Source organism: Clostridium muellerianum (assembly GCF_012926525.1).
Lineage (GTDB): Bacteria > Bacillota > Clostridia > Clostridiales > Clostridiaceae > Clostridium_AM > Clostridium_AM muellerianum.
In genome coordinates this window covers 231,668-255,086 of record NZ_JABBNI010000066.1, presented here as the reverse complement: position 1 = coordinate 255,086, position 23,419 = coordinate 231,668, and the positions used below count along the sequence as shown (strand labels likewise).

Genomic DNA, 23,419 nt, shown 5'->3' with positions numbered 1-23,419 from the left:
TATATCACTTTTTTAGTACTGACTCTTAAGACATACTCAAAATAACTAATCAAAATCTCTTTTTCCAAAAATATAAGTGCTTAAAAACATCATAGTTAAAGTCCAACCAAAACATACCATTAAAATAAATAATATGTTTACACTGCTGGTAAGTTGCTGAGAAATAACTCCTGTTAAAATCTCAATACCATTAATTATATATGGAATAGGGAAAAATTTTACGAGGACACCATATTTAGCTGATACAAGATTTCTACCTGCAAATTCTAGCACATACCAAATTGCTGTTCCACAAATTAATATAAAATTTGTAAGTGCCGAAATTAGTGAATTTTTACAAACAGTTGATATAAACATTATTATTGATATAATTGCTATTGAAACAATTATTGTAATTAATACTAATATAATAATTGAGCTCCAAAGTGGAATTATAGTACGGCTTCCAGGTACATATTTCATTTGTGAAGTTAATGAAGTTAAAGGTAATGATTTATCAAAAACATACTTTGCACCTACATCAAAGGGCAATCTATAATCTGAAAAACCCAAATGAATTCCTGCTTCCAAAATAAATATTATTGCACTTATAACCATAGTACTTGCACTTAAAATTATTGAAACAATAAACTTTGATATTATAATTCTTTTTCTTGGAATAGATTTGGTAAGCAATATTTTAATTGTATTAGGCGCATATTCTCCTGATACTATATCAGATAACAATACAATCATAATAAGTAAAAAAATCATTGGAATAAATCCCATTAGGATTTCTATAGTTCTATATGTTCCTCTAGGTGTTAACTCACTTTTTTCTATATTATGTTCTTTTTCATATTTTAATTGAATTATTTTATATTCATTTTTAGGATTATTTTCTTTTTCTAATTTTTGAATTTGTTCATCTAATTTTGATTTATCATAATTATTTATTGTATTTAATTGTTCCTCTATAGCAGCTATTTGTTTTTCATTACCTGCTATATCTCTTGAAAATTCTGCTTTTTTAAACTCCGTTTTTGCTTTATCTCTACCACTCTTTTGAATATCAAGAAGAGCCTTATCTCCCTGAAGATTTGCCTCCAAAGTTTTTGTTTTTGAAATATTTATGATTCCAAAAGCTATTGTAATCATAACAATAATAATAATCGAAATCTTCTTTTTAATTATAACCCTTTTAAGTTCTTCCCATATATATTTACTCATTACTGCCTTCCCCCATCATATTTATAAATTTATCTTCCAGATTTTGTTTTACTTCAAAGCAACCTTCTACACTTATTCCATCTTCATGTAAATTTTTTAATATCTCAAAAATATCATGTAACTCAGTATTTATTAAAATTGAAATACCGTCACTTTCTACTTTAAATAATTTTACATTAGGCATCTTTTGAATAATTTCTGATGCTTTTTGAGGCAAATTAGTTTTTATAAACATATTTTTTTCAGTGCTAACTTTTTCTTTATCACCTATTTGCTGAATACTAATAATTTTCCCTTCATCTATAAATACAACTTTTGTACATATGTTTTCTATCTCACTTAAAATATGGGAAGATATAAAAATGCTTACTCCTTTTTCTTTAGCTAAAGTATTTATAGTGTTTTTAAGTTCAAAAACTCCCATAGGATCTAGTCCATTTGTGGGCTCGTCTAGTATTAGTAAAGATACATTTCCTATGATTGCTTGTGCCAACCCTAGTCTTTGTTTCATGCCCAAAGAATATTTCTTCACTTTTTCATCAATTTTAATACCTAAATTAGAAAATTTTATAGCATCTTCTATTTCATCTTTTGTTACATTTTCCATCACACTAGCTATATAATTTAAATTTTGTCTTCCTGTCATATATCCATACATCTCTGGTGTTTCTACTACTGATCCAACATTTTTTAAAGCTTCTTCTCTTTCAGTTTTAAGATTCTTTCCACATATTATAATTTCACCTTTATCCGGAAATAACATGCTTGTTATAATTTTAATTAAAGTAGTTTTTCCTGCCCCGTTTCTTCCTACAAAACCAAATATCTCACCTTTATTTATAGAAAAATTAACATCAGTTAATACCTGTGTTTTTCCTCTCTTTTTAGAAATATTTTTTAATTCTAAAACTTTTTCTATCACTTTCATCATCCTTTTTAATACATTTTATTTACTTCCAATATCTACAATTATAAAAGACAAAAATATATTAAAAATGTATTAAAAATAAATAAAAAATAAAGTTTTACGTAAAAATAAATAAAACTCATTTAAGGCTCCCTAACAATTAACCATTTATGAGAAACTGATAGTTCATCTACTAATTTTACAATAAAATTAGTAAAATATTAATTCATATAATTGTAAATTGTTATTAATTGCAATTAAAATAACTATTGACATGTGGAAAATTTTAAAATATTATAAAATGAATCGATAATTCATTTTTTGATTAACAATTATTATATATATAATTTATTAACAAACATTACATTTGTTGACTAAAAAAAACTACTTGAATAATCAAATGAATTTCCACATTTAGCTTAAAAAGTTTTATATAAAAAGGAGTAAAATTATGATAATAAAACCTAAGTTTAAAAATTTTATTTGTACAACAGCACACCCAGAAGGCTGTAGTAAAAATGTTAAGGAACAAATAGATTATGTAAAAAAACTTAAATTAAGTAATGGTCCTAAAAAAGCACTTATAATTGGAGCTTCTACAGGATACGGACTAGCTTCTAGAATAGTATCAACTTTTGCAGCTGGTGCAAGTACTATTGGTGTTATTTTTGCAAAACCAGCTTCAGAAACTAGAACAGCTGGACCTGGCTTTTATAACACAGCAGCCTTTGAAAAAGAAGCAAATAAAGCAGGATATTATTGTAAAACCATTAATAAAGATGCATTTTCAAAAGAAGCAAAAGATACTGCCATTGAACTTATTAAAAAAGATTTAGGAAAAATTGATTTAGTTATATATAGCCTTGCGTCTCCAAGAAGAGTTCATCCAGAAACAGGCGAAACTTTTCATTCTGTAATAAAACCTATTGGTGAAATTTATAAAAATAAGACAGTAAATTTTCATAATTATAAAATATCTGATGTTGAAATTAATCCAGCAAATAAAGATGAAATACAACAAACAATAACTGTTATGGGCGGTGATGATTGGAAATTGTGGATTGATTCATTAAGCAGTGCTGGAGTACTTTCTGAAGGAGCTGTAACAGTAGCTTATTCATATATAGGACCTGAACTTACTTATCCTATTTATAGACAAGGTACCATTGGTAAAGCTAAAGAACATTTAGAAGCAACAGCTTCAGTGCTAGATAATCAGCTAAAAAAAATTAACGGAAAAGCATTTGTGTCTGTTAATAAAGCCTTGGTTACTCAATCAAGTTCAGCTATTCCAGTAGTTCCTTTATATATCTCTGCCTTATACAAAATTATGAAAGAGAAGGGAATTCACGAAGGATGTATTGAACAAATATATAGATTATTTTCTGACAAATTATATGGAGATGATTTACGTTTGGATGGTAATGGCAGAATAAGATTGGATGATTTAGAAATGCAAGAAGATGTTCAAAAATCCATATCCGATATATGGAATAAAATAACAACAGAAAATGTAGCAGAATTAACTAACATAGATAATTTCAAACATGAATTTTTCAAATTATTTGGTTTTGAACATTCAGATATAGATTATGATAAAGATGTTAGCCAATATGTTGAACTAACAAATCACCTTGAGTAAATAATAAACTTAATTTTACAATATAAGCATAATGCGAAGCTTTGCTTCTCATTATGCTTATATTGTAAAATTTAAATTTCTATTTTAAATCCCCTATATGGTATTTCATAGATTTTAGTATCTGAAGCATTCATTTTGTTTTTAAATTCTTTAGTTATCTCAAAATTTTCTCTAAAATGCATAGGAATAAAAACTTTTGGTTTCAAATTTTCTATAAAATATTTCCCACCAAGGTAGTAATACTCTTCCTGCCTTCCATCAACAGGGAAAAAAGCCACATCAATTTTTTCACCTTTTATAAGTTCTATTTCTTCCTTAAACCATTTTTCAGCATTTTGATTATCTTGTGCGCTGTCTTCTTTCCAATGCCACCAATTTAAATCTCCTGCGTGAAATAATTTAAAGTCATCACAATTTACTAAAAAAGATACTCCCTGATCTGTTGATCCATATACCTTTACAATTAAATTATCTAATTTTATTGTTTCACCTTTTTTTACAATTAAATAATCTATACCTTCTTCTACACTTTCTACATCGCTGCTTAAAATGTATTTAACACTTGAATTTAATTTAGTAAACTCAAATATTAAAGAATTAAAATGATCATAATGACTATGCGATACAAAAATATATACCCTCTTTCCCGTTGTTAATAAGTCTCCACCTATAACTCCATTTTCAATGGATTTTTCATCTTCTATACCTTTATCATTATAGTAATCGAATATGAGAATATTGTTTTCAGTTTCTACACAAAATCCACTATTGTATAAATAATGTATTTTTAGACCATTCAAATAAATCCCACCTTACTTTAGTCAACTTTTGCACTAATAGGATGGATACTACTATTTAATTTCAGATGCTTTAAAAGGTAATATTTCAGTCCAATATCCATCTGGATCTTTTATAAAATAAAGTCCCATTTTTTCATTTTCATAGCATATGCATCCCATTTCTTTATGTTTTTTATGAGCAGCCTCATAGTCATCTGTTCTAACTGCCATATGTATTTCATTATCTCCTAAATTATATGGCTCTTTTCTATCTCTAAGCCATGTAAGTTCAATTTGGTGTTCACCTTCACTTGACTTTAAAAATCCTAGTATAAAACTTTCATCTGAAGAATGATGTCTTCTCACTTCTTCTAGTCCAAGAGCTTCCTTATAAAATTTAATGCTTTTTTCTAAGTCAAGTACATTAATATTATTATGATCAAATTTAAATTTCATTATAAAACACCTCAACCTTCATTTTAATAATTATATTATATTCCATTTATATTTAAAATAAAAGAATGTACATCCCATATTAACTTATATGAGAAGTATCCCCTTCCACTAAAATCCTTATATTATTACCTTCTACTTCTAGAATTGTAATGCTTGTACCATTTATATACGGAAGACTCCATATATCTTCAATACCATATCCTTTAACTATTTTCGAAACAGCCTTAATAACTACCGCATGTGCTACCACTAACACATTATCACAAGTATTGTTATTTTCAATAATGCTATATAGTCCCCTTTTTACTCTTTGTACAAATTCTTCAAAATTTTCACCACCAAAAGATTTAAATAATTGAGGTCTTTGGAGAAAATTTTCATACTCCTTAGGATATCTATTAATTAATTCATTTGCAGTCATTCCTTCCCACAATCCAAAATTCATTTCTTTAAAATCCTCGTTAATTACTATTTTTGTATTTTTCTCTCCCCTTATATATTTTGCAGTATCTACTGCTCTTTTTAAAGGACTTGTATAAATCAAATCAAACTCTAAATCCTTTAAATACTTTCCAAGTTTTTTAGCATTTTCAATTCCTTCTTCTGTAAGATTTGAATTTTTCCATCCCTGCATTCTAAATTCTTTATTCCACTCTGTTTCTCCGTGTCTTGTTATATATATTTTCAAATTAATCACTCCTCATAATGCCTAACATCTATGTTTACATATAAAATATATATGTATGCTCAATTAAAGAAAAAAATTACTTTACAAAGTAACATTTTTTTAATTCAATGCATAATTTATATTACTGAAACAAACTTAGTCTAGGTTAAGATACTTACCCCCTAATAATTATATTATACATATGAAATAAAATAAATAATTGAGGTGTGTATTATATGAGAAACGATAGAAGTGCAATTGAGTTAAATGTATCTTCTTCTGATTTAAGCATTATAAATAGTAAAAATAGAAATATCCTATCTAAAGCAAGACAATTATTAAAGTATCTAGGCCCTGCCTTCGTTATTAGTGTAGCCTATATTGACCCAGGAAACTTTGCAACAAACATAAGTGGTGGGTCTAAATTTAATTATGAATTAATTTGGGTTATTCTATGGAGTAATATAATTGCTATTTTTCTCCAAACAATGTCTGCTAAACTAGGTATAGCTACAGGTAAAAATCTTCCTGAAATGTGTGCTAAGGTTTTTCCTAAATCTTTAAATTGGATTTTCTGGATTGTAGCTGAATTAGGAGCTATGGCTACTGATTTAGCCGAGTTTCTTGGTGGAACTTTAGGACTGCACTTGTTATTTAAAATGCCTTTAATATATGCAGGTATTTTAACTGGAATATTAACTTTTATAATTGTATACATGGAAAAATACGGTCAAAGAGTTATAGAAATTATTATAACCATATTAGTAACTATAATTTGTGTAGCCTATAGCATGGAATTGTTTCTTGCTAACCCTGATTGGACTAAAGTAGGTATGCACACAATAATTCCAACACTTTCTAACAATGAAGCAGTTTTAATCGCTGTTAGCATGCTTGGTGCTACTGTTATGCCTCATGTAATATACTTACACTCTCACTTAGTTCAGTATAGAAAATCTGGTTCATCTGATTTAGAAAAATTGAAACACCTTAGAATGGAAAAGGTTGATATTGCCATAGCCATGAATATTGCTTTTATAGTTAATGCAGCAATGGTTATTGTTTCCGCTGCAGTATTCTATAAAAATGGAATGCCTGTTGATACTATAGAACAAGCTCATAAATCATTACAACCTTTATTGGGTTCTTTATCTAGTGGTGCTTTTGGTATTGCACTTCTTGCATCAGGATTATCTTCTTCTGCTGTGGGCACTATGGCAGGTCAGACTATTATGAAAGGCTTTGTAAATTTAAGCATTCCTATAAATATTAGAAGACTTATAACTATGGCTCCTGCCATAATAGTTATAGCTATTGGTATTAATCCAATGAATGTTCTTGTTTTAAGTCAAGTTGCGTTAAGTTTTATACTTCCATTCCCAATTATTCAAATGTTATATATAGCAAACCATAAAGGCTTAATGGGGAATCTCGTTAATAATAATTTTACTAAAATCCTGGGTATATTGATAGCTATAGTAATAATATCATTAAATTTGTTTCTATTATATTTAAACTTCTTTTAACTTTTAATTACTTATACTTAATATACCACTTAGTTTTTTTATTAACTTGTCAATGTTTTTATATAGAATAAAAAATATAAGCATCCTCTAGGACTTCCATATTGTTCATAAATCCAGAACTTAAGGTGCTGGATTTAATTTTGCCTTAAATGTTTATATGGTAGCATAAAAAAAGAATATTATTCACAAATTGATTAATGCATTCTTTAAAAATTGCAAAAATAATTATATAATTTGTTCTCTTTTAAACTTATTTTTATTTATTGATTGAAACACAATATTATTAAAAATTTCTTGTTATATATTTGTATTCCTAAATCTTGTTATTCTATTTTAGCTTATATTAGAATACCTTAGACTTTATGTATTGATGAAAATCCTAAAAACTTGAATAAAATTATATGCTTAACACATAATATTTGCAGAGGAAGGTGGATAAATTGTGTTAAAATTCATAAAAATTTTATTCTCAGTGAATGGTATAAATAGTAAAAAGCAAACAATGAATATAGCCAATAAAACTGCAGATACAAAAAATAAAAATATTTGCATTTCATATACATTAGAAGATAACAAAACATTTCTGAAGAATAAATTTAATGGATGTTCCGATTTTATAATTAGAGAATTAAAAATTACAAATAATCCAAAGTTAGGTTCAATGTTTGCCTATATAGATAACATGGTAAAAACAGATCTTATTGGAGAAACAATACTTGAAAAATTAACATATAAAAATGAGGGCTTCACTTATACACCAGGCAGCAAGGAATATTCTCAGTATTTACTCGGTATAAGAGATGAAGATATATATACAAACATGAATGAAGCTATTGATTCAATATTAAGTGGAAAAATAGTCTTATTCACAGATGGATTAAATGTGGCAATGACTATTAATATTAATAATCCTCCAGGGAGAAATATAGAGGAGCCAGTAGTAGAAAGTGTTATTCGAGGACCAAGGGAAGGCTTTACAGAATCTATAGCTACAAATATTGCTCTCATCAGAAAAAAAATAAAGAGTACAAATCTTAAAATGGAATCTTTTAAACTAGGGAGAGAAACAAGAACTAATGTTACTATAAGTTATCTTTCACATATAGCCAATGGGAATATAGTAAAAGAGTTAAAAGAAAGAATTAACAAAATTGATTGTAATGCAGTGCTAGGTGCTAATTATATTAAAGAATACATAGAAGATGAACATATAAGTGGTTTTCCTACCATATTTTCTACAGAACGGCCAGAGGTGGTTGCAGGTAAATTATTAGAAGGCCGTATTGCTATTTTTGTAGATGGAACTCCACTAGTATGCACAGTACCTGCTATTTTTATTGAGTTCTTTTTTACCAGTGAAGATTATTATTTGAACTTTATTCCTGTCACCATAAATAGATGGATCAGATATATTTCATTTATTATAGCACTTATCCTTCCTGGAAGTTATGTAGCTATTACAACCTTTCATCAAGAAGTAATTCCTACTCCTTTACTTGTTACTATTATGAAGGCTCGTTCCGGTGTACCTTATCCAGCTTTAGTTGAATGTTTATTAATGTTATTTGCTTATGAAATATTAAGAGAAGCTGGAGTTAGGATGCCAAGAGCCGTTGGACAGGCGATAAGTGTAGTTGGTGCATTGGTGCTAGGTCAGGCTGCTGTAGAAGCTGGTTTGGTAAGTACACCTATGATAATTGTAGTGGCTATTACTGCAATATCTTCCTTTGCTGTTCCACTTTCAGACTTAAATATGGCAATCACCTTTCCAAGATTTATATTTCTAATACTTGGGGGAACCTTTGGTTTATTAGGGTTAATCATCGGAACAATAATTTTATTATTAAAGCTTATATCCATACGTTCCTTTGGTGTACCGTATATGGGCCCTTTAGCCCCAGTTGTTGGCGATGAGTTACTGGATACATTTATGAGACGACCAATTTGGGCTAGATTTAAAAGACCTTGGCTTATAACTTGGAGACGATCAATAAAGAGAAAACAAAAATCTAAAATTAAAGAAATAAAAGAAGAACATAAAAAGTGACTAATGAGAAAAATAAACAATAATGCGAGGAACAATAGTAATGAAAAAATTTACTGCAATTTTTATGATAATTCTAACTTTATTTTCTACTACAGGCTGTAAAGGTACGAAAACTGAAATAGAAAATCTAGCCGTAGTAATGGCAACAGGTTATGATCAATTACCAGGGAACAAATATCTATTAACAGTACAAGTGTTGAATCCACAAAAGTCGTCCTCTGGGGCATCAGGTAAGGAAAAAGTAGGAGGATCACAGTCTACTGCAGATGTAATAATATATAGTGATACAGGAGCTTCACCTGCAGAGGCTATAGCTCATCTGTCTACACGAATTGGTAAAAACTTATTCTTTGCTCACAGTAAGTATACAGTTATTGGTAAAGGGTTAGCTGAGGCTGGGTTAGCAACTTTAATTGATTCTTTATTAAGAGGATATGTAACGAGACCAGATATTCCTATTCTTGTGACAAAAGGTAATGCTACAGATATAGTATCATCCATAACTAGTGATGATACAATTCCTGCCAATACTGTTTACAGGTTAATTAGACAACAATCAATAATGGGTTATGCACCTGTCCAAACTAGAATGAATTTTGCTAATAAATTATCCAGTAAAACCTCAGCACCTATAGCAGGAGTTATTAATGTAAATAAAAATATTTATGGTACCTTTGAAATGGAAGGTACTGCTGTATTTAAAAATGATAAACTTATAGGGTTTTTAAATAAAAATCAAACCAGAGGCGTTCAATGGATAAATGGTAAGGTTAAAGGAGGAAACTTGTTAGTACCTTCTCAAAATAATAAAATTATTTCCTTTGAAATATTAGGTTCTAGTAGTAAAGTAGAAGCCATCAAGAAAAATGATAGTGTGATGATGCTGATAAGCATAAAAGAAAAATCAAATATAAGAGAAATGACAGGTAAACTGGATCCTATGGAGGATGAAAAAATAATGGATGAATTTAGCAAATTTCAGAATGAAACCATACAAAAAGAAGTTAAGGAAGCTTTATTTGTAGCACAAAAGGAGTTAAAAGCAGATATTTTTGATTTTGGTGAAATAGTACATAAAACTTATCCAAATGAATGGGATAAAATAGGTGAAAATTGGCAGAATATTTTTCCACTGATTGAAGTAAAAATAATGGTAGACTCCAGTTTAGAGAGACCAGGAACAATTTCTAAACCAGTAAAATAACAAAAAATTTTTATTTCAGAGGAAGGGTTAACGTGAAAATTAAAATATCAGCTTATCAGCTTTTTTCTAATATAATATTATTTGAATATGGTACTGCTTCACTTTTTTATTTAGTTCCGAAAACTAAACAAGATGCATGGATAGCAATGTTAATTTATATATTTCCTGCTATCATATTACAGATAATATATACAACTTTATGGAATAAATATCCTAATGATAATATTATTACTTTTATGCCAAAAATTTTTGGAAAATTTATAGGATATATGCTGAGTGTACTATATATTGTTTATTTTACATATATTGCTTCAAGGGTTGTAAGAGATTTTTCAGAACTTATGAGGGTAGCTATAATGCCCAAAATGCCTTTGTTAGTAATTTCTTTAATGGTTGTTATTTTAAATATTTATAGTACCTTTACAGGACTTGAAAATATATCAAGATTTTCTCAAGCTTTTTTACCTTTCTTGTTTATTTTCATTATCATGTCATGGTTATTTATATCTACAACTCCAGGAGCTTTAAAATTAAATAATTTAAAACCTATGCTTGAGAAAGGTATAATTTTTGTAATTGAAGAAGGTTGGCCGCTTATCACTTTTCCATTTGGAGAGAGCATATTGTTCACTATGTTATATTCCTCCGTAGTTGAAAACACAAAAGTAAGAAAAGTAATGATATTGGCTACAATAACTACTGGAATAATTCTTACCTTGAATAATTTATTATTTATTTCTGTTTTAGGAGTAGAATTTGCATCCACTTCTTTGTTCCCACTACTGCAGACATTACGTATTATGAAAATAGGAGAAGCCTTCGACAGATTAGATGTATTTGTCATACTTGTATTAATAATTGGTGGTTTTTTTAAGGTAAGTTTATTTATGTATGGAGCAATGCAGGGAGTAGCACAGCTTGCAAATTTAAAAGATACTAAATATTTAGCCATACCTTTTGGAATAATTATCTTAATTGCTTCGCAATTAATTGCAAAAAACTATCCACAGCACATAAAGATAGGTCTTGATTATACTGTTAAGTATATCCATGTGCCTTTAATAATCATTGTACCACTAATGGCTTTATTAATATATTACATAAAAGCTTTTTTTAAGAGAACTATGGAAAGATCTGATCAAAAAAAAGAATAGCTTTCACCATTCTCAAACTATTGATAAACAATATATATAAATACTTACTGATTTTTGGTGGATCAGTCATATAAATGTACTTAAAAATAAATTTACGACCTTTTAAGAAAGTTTGCCTCAACTTTTCTGTTTGAAAATAATGCAATCATAACGCAAAACTTAAGTTATTAATTTAAAGTTCTGTTGCTATTTAACTGTTAGCATTTTAATTGGAGCTACATACAAGCTGTCTCAAACCCTAACAAGCATTTTTTTAAGTTAAAAAATAGAAAATTCCTATATAATAAAATTAGCAATCCAAATAAAATTTTCTTAAATTAAATTCACAATTTCAATAACAATATTGACAACCATCAGGAAAATATGTATTATTTAGCATATATATACTCTTTATACAATTTCTGTTAAATAATTAGTAAAATACGGTGAAAGCACTATTCATAACCTATAATTCTTTATAAGGAGATATTTAATTATGTTAAATTTAGACGTAAATTCCTATGAAACATATTCATTTAATACTGGAAATAACTTTAGGGCTTATAAGTTTTTGGGAAGTAGATTTATACAACTAAAGGGAACTTCAGGAACTTTGTTCAGAGTTTGGGCACCTAATGCTATAAATGTTAGTGTTGTTGGTGATTTTAACAATTGGAATGGAAAAAATCACATTATGAAAAAGCAGCCTAACGCTGACTTTTGGAATCTATTTATAGAGGATGTTATGGAAGGAGATTTATACAAATATGAAATTTTAATGTCTGATGGTAAATCTGTTTTGAAATCAGATCCCTATGCTTTTTATTCAGAATTAAGACCTAACACAGCTTCTATTGTTACAAACATTAAGGATAATTATGCTTGGAATGATAAATCATGGCTGGAGAGCAGGGGTAAAAAGAATACATTTTCTTCTCCATTAAATATATATGAAGTACACTTAAGTTCATGGAAACTAGATGGTAAAAACGCTTTCTACTCTTATAAAGAAATAGCTGATTTACTCGTTCCTTATGTACTTAATATGGGTTATACCCATATAGAATTACTTCCAATTGCAGAGCACCCACTTGATGATTCCTGGGGATATCAAACAACAGGATATTATTCTGTAACCAGTCGTTTTGGTACTCCCTCAGATTTTAAATATTTTATAGATAAATTTCATCAAAATGGCATAGGTGTTATTATAGATTGGGTTCCAGGTCATTTTTGCAAAGATGAACACGGACTATATAAATTTGATGGATCATATCTTTATGAATATAGTAATGATGATCTAAGAGAAAATTATGGTTGGGGTACTGCTAACTTTAATCTAGGTAAAACACAAGTTCAAAACTTTTTAATATCCAATGCCATTTTCTGGTTTGAAATGTATCATATAGACGGCATAAGAGTAGACGCAGTGGCAAACATGATTTATTTAAACTACGGAAAAGAAGGAAATTTAAACTTAAAAAATAAATATGGTGGAATTGAAAATCTCGAAGCAGTTGACTTTTTAAGAAAACTTAACAGAACCATATTTAAACATTTTCCCTCTGCTCTTGTTATTGCAGAAGAATCAACAGCCTGGCCTATGGTTACAGGACCTGATTATGATGGTGGTCTTGGTTTTAACTACAAATGGAATATGGGTTGGATGAATGACATTTTACGATATATGCAGCTTGACATAACTCAAAGAAAATTTAATCACAATTTAATTACATTTTCAATAATGTATGCTTTCTCAGAAAACTTTATGCTTCCTATTTCTCATGACGAAGTTGTCTATGGTAAAAAATCTATTTTAAATAAAATGCCAGGTACTTATGAAGATAAATTTTCAGGAGTGCGATCTTTTTACGGATATATGATTGGTCATCCAGGTAAAAAATTAACTTTCATGGGAAATGAATTTGCTCAATTTGATGAATGGAAATTTAACTCAGGGTTAGACTGGAACTTATTGCTTTACCCTATGCATCTAAAAATGCAGAAATATGTTAAAGATTTAAATCATTTATATAAAAATGAAAGTTCTCTATGGCAGCAAGATCATAATTTTCACGGATTTAGCTGGATAGATGCCTCAAATAGTAATCAAAGTATAGTTTCTTTTATAAGATATGGATTTAATTCTAATAACTTTATTATTGTTATATGTAATTTCACCTTAAATTCATATGAAGACTATAAAATTGGAGTACCAAGATTTACTCACTACAAAGAAGTTTTAAATAGTGATAACATTCTCTATGGTGGTTCAAATAAGCTAAATAGTGAAACTATTACCCCTATTATGGAAAAGTGGAATGGCAGACCATTTTGCATAAGAATAAAAATACCAGCCTTATCAACAATCTTTATTAAACCAATATTTAAAAATATTAATAATTCAAAAAAACTCTTTCAAAATAAAGGCTCAAACCTAATTAAAATGCATCTTAGAATAAATGCTATTAGGAGGAGTGTTCAATGATAAAAAAAGAAATTATCGCAATGATATTAGCAGGTGGACAAGGTACTAGATTAAAAGATTTGACTAAATATAATGCCAAACCTGCTGTGCCATTTGGAGGAAAATACAGAATAATTGATTTTACTCTAAGCAATTGTACACATTCTGGGATTGATACAGTTGGAATACTAACCCAATATCAACCTTTAATTTTAAGCCAGCACATAGGTATAGGCAGTCCCTGGGATCTTGATACAATGAATGGAGGAGCAACAATTCTTCCTCCTCATGTAAGCCAATCAGGAATGAACTGGTATAATGGCACAGCTGATGCTATTTATCAAAATATCAGTTTCATAGATTATTATGATCCTGAATATGTAATTGTACTGTCAGGTGATCATATATATAAAATGGACTATTCAGACATGCTTAGCTATCATAAAGAAAAAAATGCAGATGCAACTATAGCAGTTATACAAGTCCCCTTTGAAGAAGCAAGCCGCTTTGGAATCATGAATACTAATAAAGACAATAGCATAATTGAATTTGAAGAAAAACCTAAGGAACCTAAAAATAATATGGCTTCTATGGGAATATATATTTTAAATTGGAAATTAATAAAGCAATTTTTAGAAGAAGATGAAAATAACCCAAACTCTAATAATGATTTTGGAAAAGACATAATACCTGCTTTACTTAAAAAAGGGAAAAAACTATTTGCATATCCATTTCAGGGATATTGGAAAGATGTTGGAACTATACAAAGCTACTGGGAAGCTAATATGGATTTATTAAAAGAAAATAATAAGCTTAACTTATATGAAAAAAACTGGAGAATTTATTCTAATAACTCTACCCTACCACCACAATACATCGGCAGTGATGTTAAAGTAGAAAATTCTTTAATCTCCGATGGCTGTGTAATCCTAGGAGATGTATTACATTCTATCTTATTTCCAGGTGTACATATTGGTAAAAATTCAAGAATAATTAATTCTGTAATTTTACCTAATGTAACAATTGAAGATAATGTAATAGTTGATAGAGCAATAATAGGAAATAACAGCATCATAAGGAAAAATAATATTGTAGCTAATTCAAAAGAAATTACCCTTATTGGTGAAGAAAAAGAAATAGGAGTAAATTTATAACTATATGAGGTGATAAACATGATAAAAAACTCATACATGGCAGTATTAATGTTAAATGAAAATCAGCAAGATATTAGAAGCTTGACTAAAAATAGACCTCTTGCATCTATACCTATTTACGGAAGATACCGTATTATTGATTTTATTCTTTCAAATATAGTTAACTGCGGTATAAGAAATGTTAGTATTTTTTCACCTAATAATTCTCGTTCTTTAATTGATCATCTCGGTACGGGGCGTGCCTGGGATTTAAACAGAAATGTAGACGGCTTGTTTATATTTAGCTCTTATCCAAAATACCATTATCATCAAAATGAAAATTTATTAAAAAACTTCATAGAATATCTTTCTATTAGTAAACAAAAAAATGTTATCTTATCTCAATCACATATGATATGTAATATTAATATTAGCGAAGTTATAAAAAGCCATGAAAAATCTAAAAGCGACATTACAGTAGTCTATAAAAATGTAAAAAATGCTGATACTTATATTCATGGCTGTAATATTATAAATATAAATCAAGAAAATAAAATATCTAGCGTACAAAAAAACATTGGTTTGCATACTGAAGCTAATGTTTGTATGGATGTAATATTGATGAAAAAAGATTTGCTTCTTAACTTTTTATATGAACTTGCTCAATCTGATATATACGAAAACCTATACGAATGCATATATGTAAACATACACAAATATAATGTAAATCCTTATGAATTTCAAGGATATGTAACCTCTGTTAATTCAATAAATCAATATTACCATGCTAATATGGACATACTTAATCCAAAAGTACTTCATGAACTTTTTTATAATAATGGTTTTATATATACTAAACCTAAAAATGAACCTTCCACAAAATATGTTAAAAATTCTTTGGTATCCAACTCATTAATTGCTAATGGCTGCATTATAGAAGGCACTGTGAAAAATAGTATTGTTTCAAGACAAGTACATATAGCTAAAGGCGCTATAATAAAAAACTCTATACTATTTGAAAATTGCAAAATAGAAAAAGGCGCTTGTTTAAACAATGTAATACTTGATAAAGACGTTTTAATTGATAAAAATATAAAGATTCAAGGTGCATCAGAATTTCCATTAGTTGTAGAAAAAAATAGCGTTCTAAGTTCTGACTAAATACTGCAAATCTATTTTACGATTGGGGGAGAAAATTATATGATAAAAGTTTTATTTGCAGCAGCAGAAGCTTATCCTTTTATAAAAACAGGAGGTCTTGGTGATGTATCCTATTCACTTCCTAAAACACTAAGAAAATTAGGAATTGATGCTAGAGTTATAATTCCCAATTATTCGAATATATCTCAAAATTTCAAATCAAAAATGATGCATAAAAGTGATTTTACTGTACCTGTTGGCTGGAGAAATAGTTACTGTGGGCTGGCATATTACGAGTTTAATGAAGTTCCATTTTATTTTATAGACAATGAATACTATTTTCAAAGATGCAATCTTTATGGATTTTTTGATGATGGTGAAAGATTTTCATATTTTTGCAGAGCTGTTTTAGAGTCTATGAAATACATGGATGATTTCATTCCAGATATAATACATTGCAATGATTGGCAAACTGGAATGATTCCAGTTTTGTTAAATGAACATTACAAAAAAAACAATGAATTTATTAATACAAAAACTATCTTTTCAATTCACAATTTAAAGTATCAAGGAATTTTTGGCAAGGAAAATTTAAGTGATTTGCTTTCTCTTGGAGAAGAATATTTTAGTGAGGATGCAGTTAAATATTATAATGGAATTTCCTTTATGAAAGCTGGTATTAATTTTTCAGATATAATAACTACTGTAAGCAAATCTTATGCTGAAGAAATAAAAACTCCCTTCTATGGTGAAAATTTAGATGGATTGCTGCGCAGCAAAAGCAGTAAACTTTATGGCATTGTAAATGGAATAGATTATGAACTCTTTAATCCTAATACAGATGAACACATATATTATAAATATAATTCATCTACTATTTATAATAAAGTAAAGGATAAATTAAAGCTTCAAAAAACATTGAAACTTCCTGAAAGCAAAAATATTCCAGTGATTGCTATAATATCGAGGCTTGTTAGACAAAAAGGGTTAGATTTAGTAGCTTCAGCCATTGAAGAATTACTTTCTATGAATATTCAACTAGTAATATTAGGTACGGGTGATGAGGATTTTGAAGATGTTTTTCAGTATTTTTCTAATATATATCCTTCAAAACTTTCATCTAATATAAAGTTTGATAATTCTTTAGCTCAAGAAATATATGCAGGTTCTGATATGTTTCTTATGCCTTCCCTTTTTGAACCATGCGGTATAAGTCAGTTGATTTCTCTAAGATATGGATGTATTCCAATAGTTAGAGAAACAGGAGGCCTTAAAGACACAATAATTCCTTATAATGAATATACAGAAGAAGGTAATGGTTTTTCCTTTAAAAACTACAATGCTCATGAAATGTTAAATATAATAAAATATGCTTTAGAAATATATAATAATAAAGAAGCCTGGAATAAACTTATAAAAACAGCTATGCTTCAAAATAACAGTTGGGAAAATTCTGCAAAAGCCTATATAGATTTATACAAAACATTTTCATAGTAATTTACACGAGGTGATTAAAAGTGGTTTTAGATAAGGAATTCTTAAAGCATGCATTTAAGCAAAAATTAACGAGTTTATTTGCAGAGGATATAATTGAACTTAACAAATATCATTATTTTACAGCTCTAGGTAGTTTGGTAAAAGACTATATTTCAGAAAATTTAATGAAAACAAATAAATATTATTTAAACCATAAACAAAAACAAGTTTATTATTTTTCAATGGAATTTCTAATAGGAAAGCTTCTTGAAAGCAATCTAATTAATCTTGGTATAAAAAACGTCTGTGAAGAAGCCCTAACAGAGCTTGGTATAGATTTTAATGAGGTGTTATCGGTTGAAATGGATGCTGGTCTTGGAAACGGCGGTCTTGGAAGATTAGCTGCTTGCTTTTTAGACTCAATGGCATCTATTGGAATTCCAGGTCATGGTTGTGGCATAAGATATAAATATGGATTATTTGAACAAAAAATTATAAATGGTTATCAGGTTGAAGTGCCAGACAATTGGCTTAAAGAAGGTTATGTATGGGAAACAAGAAAGCCTTATAAATCTGTTATAGTTAAATTTGGTGGAGATGTAGAGCTTATTAAGGAAGATGACGAACTTAAGGTAATACACAAAAATTACGAGCCTATTCTTGCAGTACCCTATGATATATCCATAGTTGGTTATGATAACAATATTGTAAATAATTTGAGACTTTGGAATGCCGAAACTGTTGATGAAGATTTTGATTTTTCTTCTTTCAATAATGGAGATTATTTAAAAGCTGCGGAATATAAATATTCTGTTGAATCCATTACTCAAGTACTATATCCTGATGATTCAAATGAAAAAGGAAAAATTTTAAGGCTAAAACAACAGTACTTTTTTGTAAGTGCAGGGCTTCAAAGTATATTAAGAAGATATGAAAAAATGAAATTACCTTTAAATAAACTGGATCAATATATATCAGTACACATAAATGATACTCATCCATCTGTTGCTATTGCAGAATTAATGAGACTTTTGGTTGATGAGAAGTCAATGTCCTGGGAAGAAGCCTGGAAAATTACTACTAATGTTATGGCTTATACTAATCATACTATCCTAGCTGAAGCTTTAGAAAAATGGCCTGTAGATATGTTTAAAAAACTTCTTCCAAGAATTTATATGATTATAGAAGAAATAAATAGAAGATTTTGTGGGGAAGTTTTTGATGAATATAATGGCAATTGGGATAAAGTAAACGAAATGTCTATAATATATGATAACAATATACGAATGGCTTATCTTTCTATTGTAGGAAGTCATTCGGTAAATGGTGTTGCAAAACTCCATACAGAAATATTAAAAAATCAAGAGTTAAAAAGCTTTTATGATTTTTATCCTGAAAAATTTAATAATAAAACTAATGGTATAACCCATAGAAGATGGCTTATTGAGTCAAATCCTAAACTTGCTAATTTAATTAATGAAACCATAGGCACAGATTGGGTTAAACATCCTCTAGAATTAAAAAAATTAGAAGCCGTTGCTTATGATATCTCTGTTCAAGAGAAATTTGCAAATATAAAAAAAGAAAATAAAATAAATTTATCAAACTACATTAAAAGTAAATATAATATAAACGTTAATCCAGATTCTATATTTGATGTTCAAGCCAAAAGACTTCATGCTTATAAAAGGCAAACTTTAAATGTACTAAATATTTTAGATTTATATAATAGATTAAGAGAAAATCCAAATTTAGATATTGTTCCAAGAACCTTTATCTTTGCTGCCAAAGCTTCACCAGGATACTATCTAGCAAAACAAGTTATAAAATTAATAAACAGTGTGGCAGACAAAATAAATAATGATCATAGCATAAGGGATAAACTCAAGGTACTTTTCCTTGAAAATTACGGTGTTACCCTAGCTGAAAATATTATTCCTTGTACAGACGTAAGCGAACAAATTTCAACAGCTTCCAAGGAAGCTTCTGGTACAGGAAACATGAAATTTATGATGAATGGTGCTGTTACTATAGCAACCTTAGATGGAGCAAATGTAGAAATAAAAGAAATAGTTGGTGATGATAACATTGTAATATTTGGTTTAACCGCTCATGAGGTAATTGAATTTTATAAAAATAAAAACTATCATTCTAGAGACATATTTAATAATGATGCTAGGGTTAATAAAATTTTAACTCAACTTACAAATGGATTTTTAAATGTATCTAATTACGAATTTAATGATATATATAATAGTCTTCTATTTAACAATGATGAATACTTTGTATTAAAGGACTTTGATGCCTATGTAGATGCTCAAAACAAAATAAATAGGCTTTATATGGATAAAGAAAAATGGATGAAAATGAGTATAATAAATATAGCCAATTCAGGTATTTTCTCTAGTGATAATACAGTAGCAAAATATGCTGATGAAATATGGAATATTAAAAAAATCAATTTTAAAAATCAATCACTTGATTAAATTGGAGGAACACTAAATGAACTCAATTTCAATTTTGCACAATTCCTGGGATTCTTTTTTCAGATGTCCTTTTGGTGCCGTTGAATGTGATAAGGATATTCTCCTTAGAATTGAGATAAATACAAATTTTTATATTAATGATGTTAAATTAGTATTATTTGATGATTACAATAAAAATTATTATCCTATGAATTTGGAATTTAAAGAAAATGATAAGTTTATTTTTAATTTCAACTTAAAAACTCCGAAAAATCCTGATTTACTTTTCTATTATTTTGAGGTATTAATAAATAACAAAATCATTTATTGTGGAAATACTCCTTTTATAACAGGTGGAAAAGGAAATCTTTATGAAAGTTCTCCTTTTCCTTATCAAATTACAGTTTTTGAAAAAGGATATACTACACCTAACTGGTTTAAAAATTCAGTAATTTATCAAATATTTGTAGATAGATTTTTTAATGGTAATGATGATAAATCCATATTAAATCCCAAAAAAAATACCTTTATATACGGTAATTGGTCTGATAAACCTATGTATATACGAAACCCTGAAACCAATGAAATATTAAGATGGGATTTTTATGGAGGAAACTTAAAAGGTGTTCTTAAAAAGCTGGATTATTTAAAAGACTTAGGTATAAACGTTATTTATTTAAACCCAATCTTTGAAGCACGCAGCAATCATAAATATGATACTGCAAATTATAAAAAAATAGATAGTATGTTTGGCGATGAAAGCTTATTTAAGCTTCTTATAAAAGAAGCTTCTTCAAGGAATATAAATATAATTCTTGATGGTGTTTTTAGCCATACAGGTTCTGACAGTATATATTTTAATAAATATAACAACTATGATTCCTTAGGTGCATATCAATCAAAAAATAGTAAATATCACTCATGGTATAACTTCAGGAACTATCCAAATGAATATGACTGCTGGTGGGGAGTATCGGATTTACCTAATGTTAATGAGCTAAATGAAAGCTATTTGAATTACATTATAAAAGATGAAGACAGCGTTATAAATCATTGGATAAAGACTGGAATAAAAGGCTGGAGACTGGATGTAGCAGATGAACTTCCTGATGAATTCATAAAAGAATTAAAGAAAGTAAGTACCAGTACAGATTCAGATTCCGTGGTTATAGGTGAAGTTTGGGAAGATGCTTCAAATAAAATAAGTTATAGTAAAAGAAGACAATATTTTTTAGGTAAGGAACTAGATTCTGTAACTAACTATTTAATGAGAGATAATCTTTTAAATTTTCTATGGAATAAAATAAATGCTGAAACTCTACACAATAAATTTATGAGTTTATACGAAAATTACCCCCATCATAATTTTTACTCCCTAGTTAATCTTATAGGAAGTCATGATGTTGAAAGAATTTACACATTACTTAAAAAAATTGCTAATAATAATTTCATGATAAATTCTTATAATAATTTAGATGATATATGTTTTAAGTTATTAAAAATAGTAACATTAATTCAATTTACATTTCCAGGAGTTCCCCTTTTATATTACGGAGATGAAACAGGGCTTGAAGGAGATAAAGATCCTGATAATAGAGCCACCTACCCCTGGGGATTTGAAAATAAAGAAATTTTAAATTGGTATAAAAACTTAATCCATATAAGAAATGATAACAATGCCTTAAGAACAGGAAAATGGAACCAGCTATACTTTTATGACAGTGTATATGGTTATCTTCGTTATATAGATAATAACGTAGATGAATTTAGCACTCCTTGTAAAAATTCTTTGTGCCTCATACTAGTAAATAAAAGTCCTACTGAAACCTACAATATTAAAATCAATCTAACCAATTTCAATTATAGTTGTTTAACTAACTTTTTAGATAAACATGATAAAGTAGAAATTACAAATGGTGAACTAAATTTTTATATTAAACCTTTAGATGCTAAACTCTACATTGCTACTTATATTAATGAACTTTAATGAAGAAATCCAGAAAAAATTTTCATAGTGAATTCCTTCTAAAAAAATTGTGCCGCAATATATTCATTTTGCATAGTAATATAGTATGCAAATTAAGTAAGAAATTTTAAGGAGATTTTTTCATTGTTTAAATTAGAACCTATGAATTTTAATTTTTCTACTGTAAAAGGTATTACTAAGGATCAATTAATACAGCATTATAAACTATATTCTGGATATGTAAAGAAATTAAATGAACTGTGGAATTTCCCTGTAGATGTTAGAAGCTACGGTGAAGGTAATTCAACTTATAGCAATATGAGAAGCCTTAAATTAGGAGAAACTTATGCTTTAGATGGAATTATTCTTCACCAACTATATTTTGAAAATATATGCAATAGTTTAAAAAAACCCTATGGTGAAATACTTAATTTGATAATGAGAGATTTTAAAAGCTTTGAAAATTTCAAGGAGTATTTAACAAATGTAGGTCTCTCCATGAGAGGCTGGGCTATTCTAGTCATAGATCCTATAGATAATAGACTTCATATAATAGGTTCTGATGCTCATGATATTGGAGCCTTGTGGAACTGCTATCCTCTACTTGTCATGGATGTATATGAACATGCTTATTTTATAGATTTCCAAACGAATAGAAAAAAATATATTCAAGTATTTATAGAAAACATAAACTGGAAGATAGTAAATGAACGACTTCAAAAATACTATTTAATGAAATCTACATTGAATAACCTTAGATGCTTTGACAATAATTCTATATGCCCTAGATGGTACATTTAAAAAGTGGTACATTTTTTGTACCACTTTCTTTTTTAATTATCAAATAGTTCTTTTATTATTCTAATTACCTTTTCATTTGAAACAGTGTAATAAATTTCTAGACCATTTCTATTTCCTTCCACAATCCCTGCTGATCTAAGTCTTTGTAAATGTTGAGATATAGTAGATTGAGGAATGTCTAAACAATCCTGCATATGACTAACATTACACCCTCCGTTTTCTAATAATCCTCTAACTATACACAATCTAACAGGATGTGCTAGTACCTTCAATAATTCTGCTGATTCATTGTATTTTGAAAAATCTTTATCCATCTATTTTTACCTCCATCATTAAGCTTTATTATTATACATGGTTGTATTTATCAATCATTATATTTATATATTAAAATTCAGTAATGT

18 protein-coding genes are annotated in these 23,419 nt (G+C 28.3%); 12 read left to right on the top strand and 6 right to left on the bottom strand.

What is annotated here, in order from left to right; all coding sequences use genetic code 11:
* Positions 1-45: 45 nt before the first annotated feature.
* A complete protein-coding gene (locus HBE96_RS24795) occupies positions 46-1,209 on the bottom strand; it encodes an ABC transporter permease subunit (protein ID WP_169300389.1) in 1,164 nt (387 codons plus the stop codon).
* Positions 1,202-2,137, bottom strand: coding sequence for an ABC transporter ATP-binding protein (locus tag HBE96_RS24790; RefSeq protein ID WP_169300388.1), 936 nt, complete (start codon positions 2,135-2,137; stop codon positions 1,202-1,204). The genes HBE96_RS24795 and HBE96_RS24790 overlap by 8 nt, the downstream gene beginning before the upstream one ends.
* A 430-nt stretch (positions 2,138-2,567) precedes the next feature.
* On the opposite strand from HBE96_RS24790, the gene fabV reads away from it, so the two are divergent.
* Positions 2,568-3,758 carry an enoyl-ACP reductase FabV gene (gene fabV, locus HBE96_RS24785; RefSeq protein ID WP_169300387.1) on the top strand — a complete coding sequence of 397 codons (1,191 nt, stop codon included), beginning with the start codon at positions 2,568-2,570 and terminating at the stop codon, positions 3,756-3,758.
* 71 nt (positions 3,759-3,829) lie between these two features.
* On the opposite strand, the gene HBE96_RS24780 is transcribed toward fabV, so the two are convergent.
* From HBE96_RS24780 to HBE96_RS24770, 3 genes are all read right to left on the bottom strand, one after another.
* On the bottom strand, positions 3,830-4,558 hold the full coding sequence (locus HBE96_RS24780; protein WP_169300386.1) for an MBL fold metallo-hydrolase: 729 nt from the start codon (positions 4,556-4,558) through the stop codon (positions 3,830-3,832).
* Between the two features lie 51 nt (positions 4,559-4,609).
* Positions 4,610-4,993 carry a VOC family protein gene (locus HBE96_RS24775; protein ID WP_169300385.1) on the bottom strand — a complete coding sequence of 128 codons (384 nt, stop codon included), beginning with the start codon at positions 4,991-4,993 and terminating at the stop codon, positions 4,610-4,612.
* A gap of 79 nt (positions 4,994-5,072) precedes the next feature.
* Positions 5,073-5,681, bottom strand: a complete 609-nt coding sequence (locus HBE96_RS24770) for a histidine phosphatase family protein (RefSeq protein ID WP_169300384.1) — start codon at positions 5,679-5,681, stop codon at positions 5,073-5,075.
* 215 nt (positions 5,682-5,896) lie between these two features.
* Here HBE96_RS24770 and HBE96_RS24765 point away from each other — a divergent pair, with 215 nt between their 5' ends.
* The 11 genes from HBE96_RS24765 (at position 5,897) to HBE96_RS24715 (ending at position 23,018) form a co-directional block, all read left to right on the top strand.
* Positions 5,897-7,186: an Nramp family divalent metal transporter gene (locus HBE96_RS24765; RefSeq protein ID WP_169300383.1), complete on the top strand. Its 1,290-nt coding sequence runs from the start codon at positions 5,897-5,899 to the stop codon at positions 7,184-7,186.
* Positions 7,187-7,628: 442 nt separating this feature from the next.
* Complete coding sequence (locus tag HBE96_RS24760) at positions 7,629-9,233, top strand: spore germination protein (RefSeq protein WP_169300382.1); 1,605 nt, start codon at positions 7,629-7,631, stop codon at positions 9,231-9,233.
* A 40-nt stretch (positions 9,234-9,273) separates the two neighbouring features.
* A complete protein-coding gene (locus tag HBE96_RS24755) occupies positions 9,274-10,437 on the top strand; it encodes a Ger(x)C family spore germination protein (protein WP_169300381.1) in 1,164 nt (387 codons plus the stop codon).
* Positions 10,438-10,469: 32 nt separating this feature from the next.
* Complete coding sequence (locus HBE96_RS24750; protein WP_169300380.1) at positions 10,470-11,591, top strand: GerAB/ArcD/ProY family transporter; 1,122 nt, start codon at positions 10,470-10,472, stop codon at positions 11,589-11,591.
* A gap of 475 nt (positions 11,592-12,066) precedes the next feature.
* A complete protein-coding gene (gene glgB, locus HBE96_RS24745; protein WP_169300379.1) occupies positions 12,067-14,058 on the top strand; it encodes a 1,4-alpha-glucan branching protein GlgB in 1,992 nt (663 codons plus the stop codon).
* A complete protein-coding gene (locus HBE96_RS24740; RefSeq protein ID WP_169300378.1) occupies positions 14,055-15,191 on the top strand; it encodes a glucose-1-phosphate adenylyltransferase in 1,137 nt (378 codons plus the stop codon). The genes glgB and HBE96_RS24740 overlap by 4 nt, the downstream gene beginning before the upstream one ends.
* Positions 15,192-15,209: 18 nt before the next feature.
* On the top strand, positions 15,210-16,331 hold the full coding sequence (gene glgD / locus HBE96_RS24735; RefSeq protein WP_169300377.1) for a glucose-1-phosphate adenylyltransferase subunit GlgD: 1,122 nt from the start codon (positions 15,210-15,212) through the stop codon (positions 16,329-16,331).
* A gap of 42 nt (positions 16,332-16,373) precedes the next feature.
* The gene (glgA, locus tag HBE96_RS24730) at positions 16,374-17,804 is read left to right on the top strand and encodes a glycogen synthase GlgA (RefSeq protein ID WP_342590227.1); all 1,431 of its coding nucleotides are present in this window, start codon (positions 16,374-16,376) and stop codon (positions 17,802-17,804) included.
* A 23-nt stretch (positions 17,805-17,827) separates the two neighbouring features.
* Positions 17,828-20,272, top strand: coding sequence for a glycogen/starch/alpha-glucan family phosphorylase (locus tag HBE96_RS24725; RefSeq protein ID WP_169300375.1), 2,445 nt, complete (start codon positions 17,828-17,830; stop codon positions 20,270-20,272).
* 16 nt (positions 20,273-20,288) lie between these two features.
* On the top strand, positions 20,289-22,238 hold the full coding sequence (locus tag HBE96_RS24720) for a glycoside hydrolase family 13 protein (RefSeq protein ID WP_169300374.1): 1,950 nt from the start codon (positions 20,289-20,291) through the stop codon (positions 22,236-22,238).
* 123 nt (positions 22,239-22,361) lie between these two features.
* Positions 22,362-23,018, top strand: coding sequence for a superoxide dismutase (locus HBE96_RS24715; RefSeq protein WP_169300373.1), 657 nt, complete (start codon positions 22,362-22,364; stop codon positions 23,016-23,018).
* 32 nt (positions 23,019-23,050) lie between these two features.
* On the opposite strand, the gene HBE96_RS24710 is transcribed toward HBE96_RS24715, so the two are convergent.
* On the bottom strand, positions 23,051-23,332 hold the full coding sequence (locus HBE96_RS24710) for an ArsR/SmtB family transcription factor (RefSeq protein WP_169300372.1): 282 nt from the start codon (positions 23,330-23,332) through the stop codon (positions 23,051-23,053).
* Between the last annotated feature and the right edge of the window lie 87 nt (positions 23,333-23,419).

Excerpts from the sequence above, each read along its gene's own strand:
- HBE96_RS24795 (WP_169300389.1), bottom strand. The coding sequence starts at position 1,209 with ATGAGTAAATATATATGGGAAGAACTTAAAAGGGTTATAATTAAAAAG.
- HBE96_RS24720 (WP_169300374.1), top strand. The coding sequence starts at position 20,289 with ATGAACTCAATTTCAATTTTGCACAATTCCTGGGATTCTTTTTTCAGA.
- glgB (WP_169300379.1), top strand. The coding sequence starts at position 12,067 with ATGTTAAATTTAGACGTAAATTCCTATGAAACATATTCATTTAATACT.
- HBE96_RS24740 (WP_169300378.1), top strand. The coding sequence starts at position 14,055 with ATGATAAAAAAAGAAATTATCGCAATGATATTAGCAGGTGGACAAGGT.
- HBE96_RS24765 (WP_169300383.1), top strand. The coding sequence starts at position 5,897 with ATGAGAAACGATAGAAGTGCAATTGAGTTAAATGTATCTTCTTCTGAT.
- HBE96_RS24710 (WP_169300372.1), bottom strand. The coding sequence starts at position 23,332 with ATGGATAAAGATTTTTCAAAATACAATGAATCAGCAGAATTATTGAAG.
- glgD (WP_169300377.1), top strand. The coding sequence starts at position 15,210 with ATGATAAAAAACTCATACATGGCAGTATTAATGTTAAATGAAAATCAG.
- fabV (WP_169300387.1), top strand. The coding sequence starts at position 2,568 with ATGATAATAAAACCTAAGTTTAAAAATTTTATTTGTACAACAGCACAC.
- HBE96_RS24790 (WP_169300388.1), bottom strand. The coding sequence starts at position 2,137 with ATGAAAGTGATAGAAAAAGTTTTAGAATTAAAAAATATTTCTAAAAAG.
- HBE96_RS24755 (WP_169300381.1), top strand. The coding sequence starts at position 9,274 with ATGAAAAAATTTACTGCAATTTTTATGATAATTCTAACTTTATTTTCT.
- HBE96_RS24775 (WP_169300385.1), bottom strand. The coding sequence starts at position 4,993 with ATGAAATTTAAATTTGATCATAATAATATTAATGTACTTGACTTAGAA.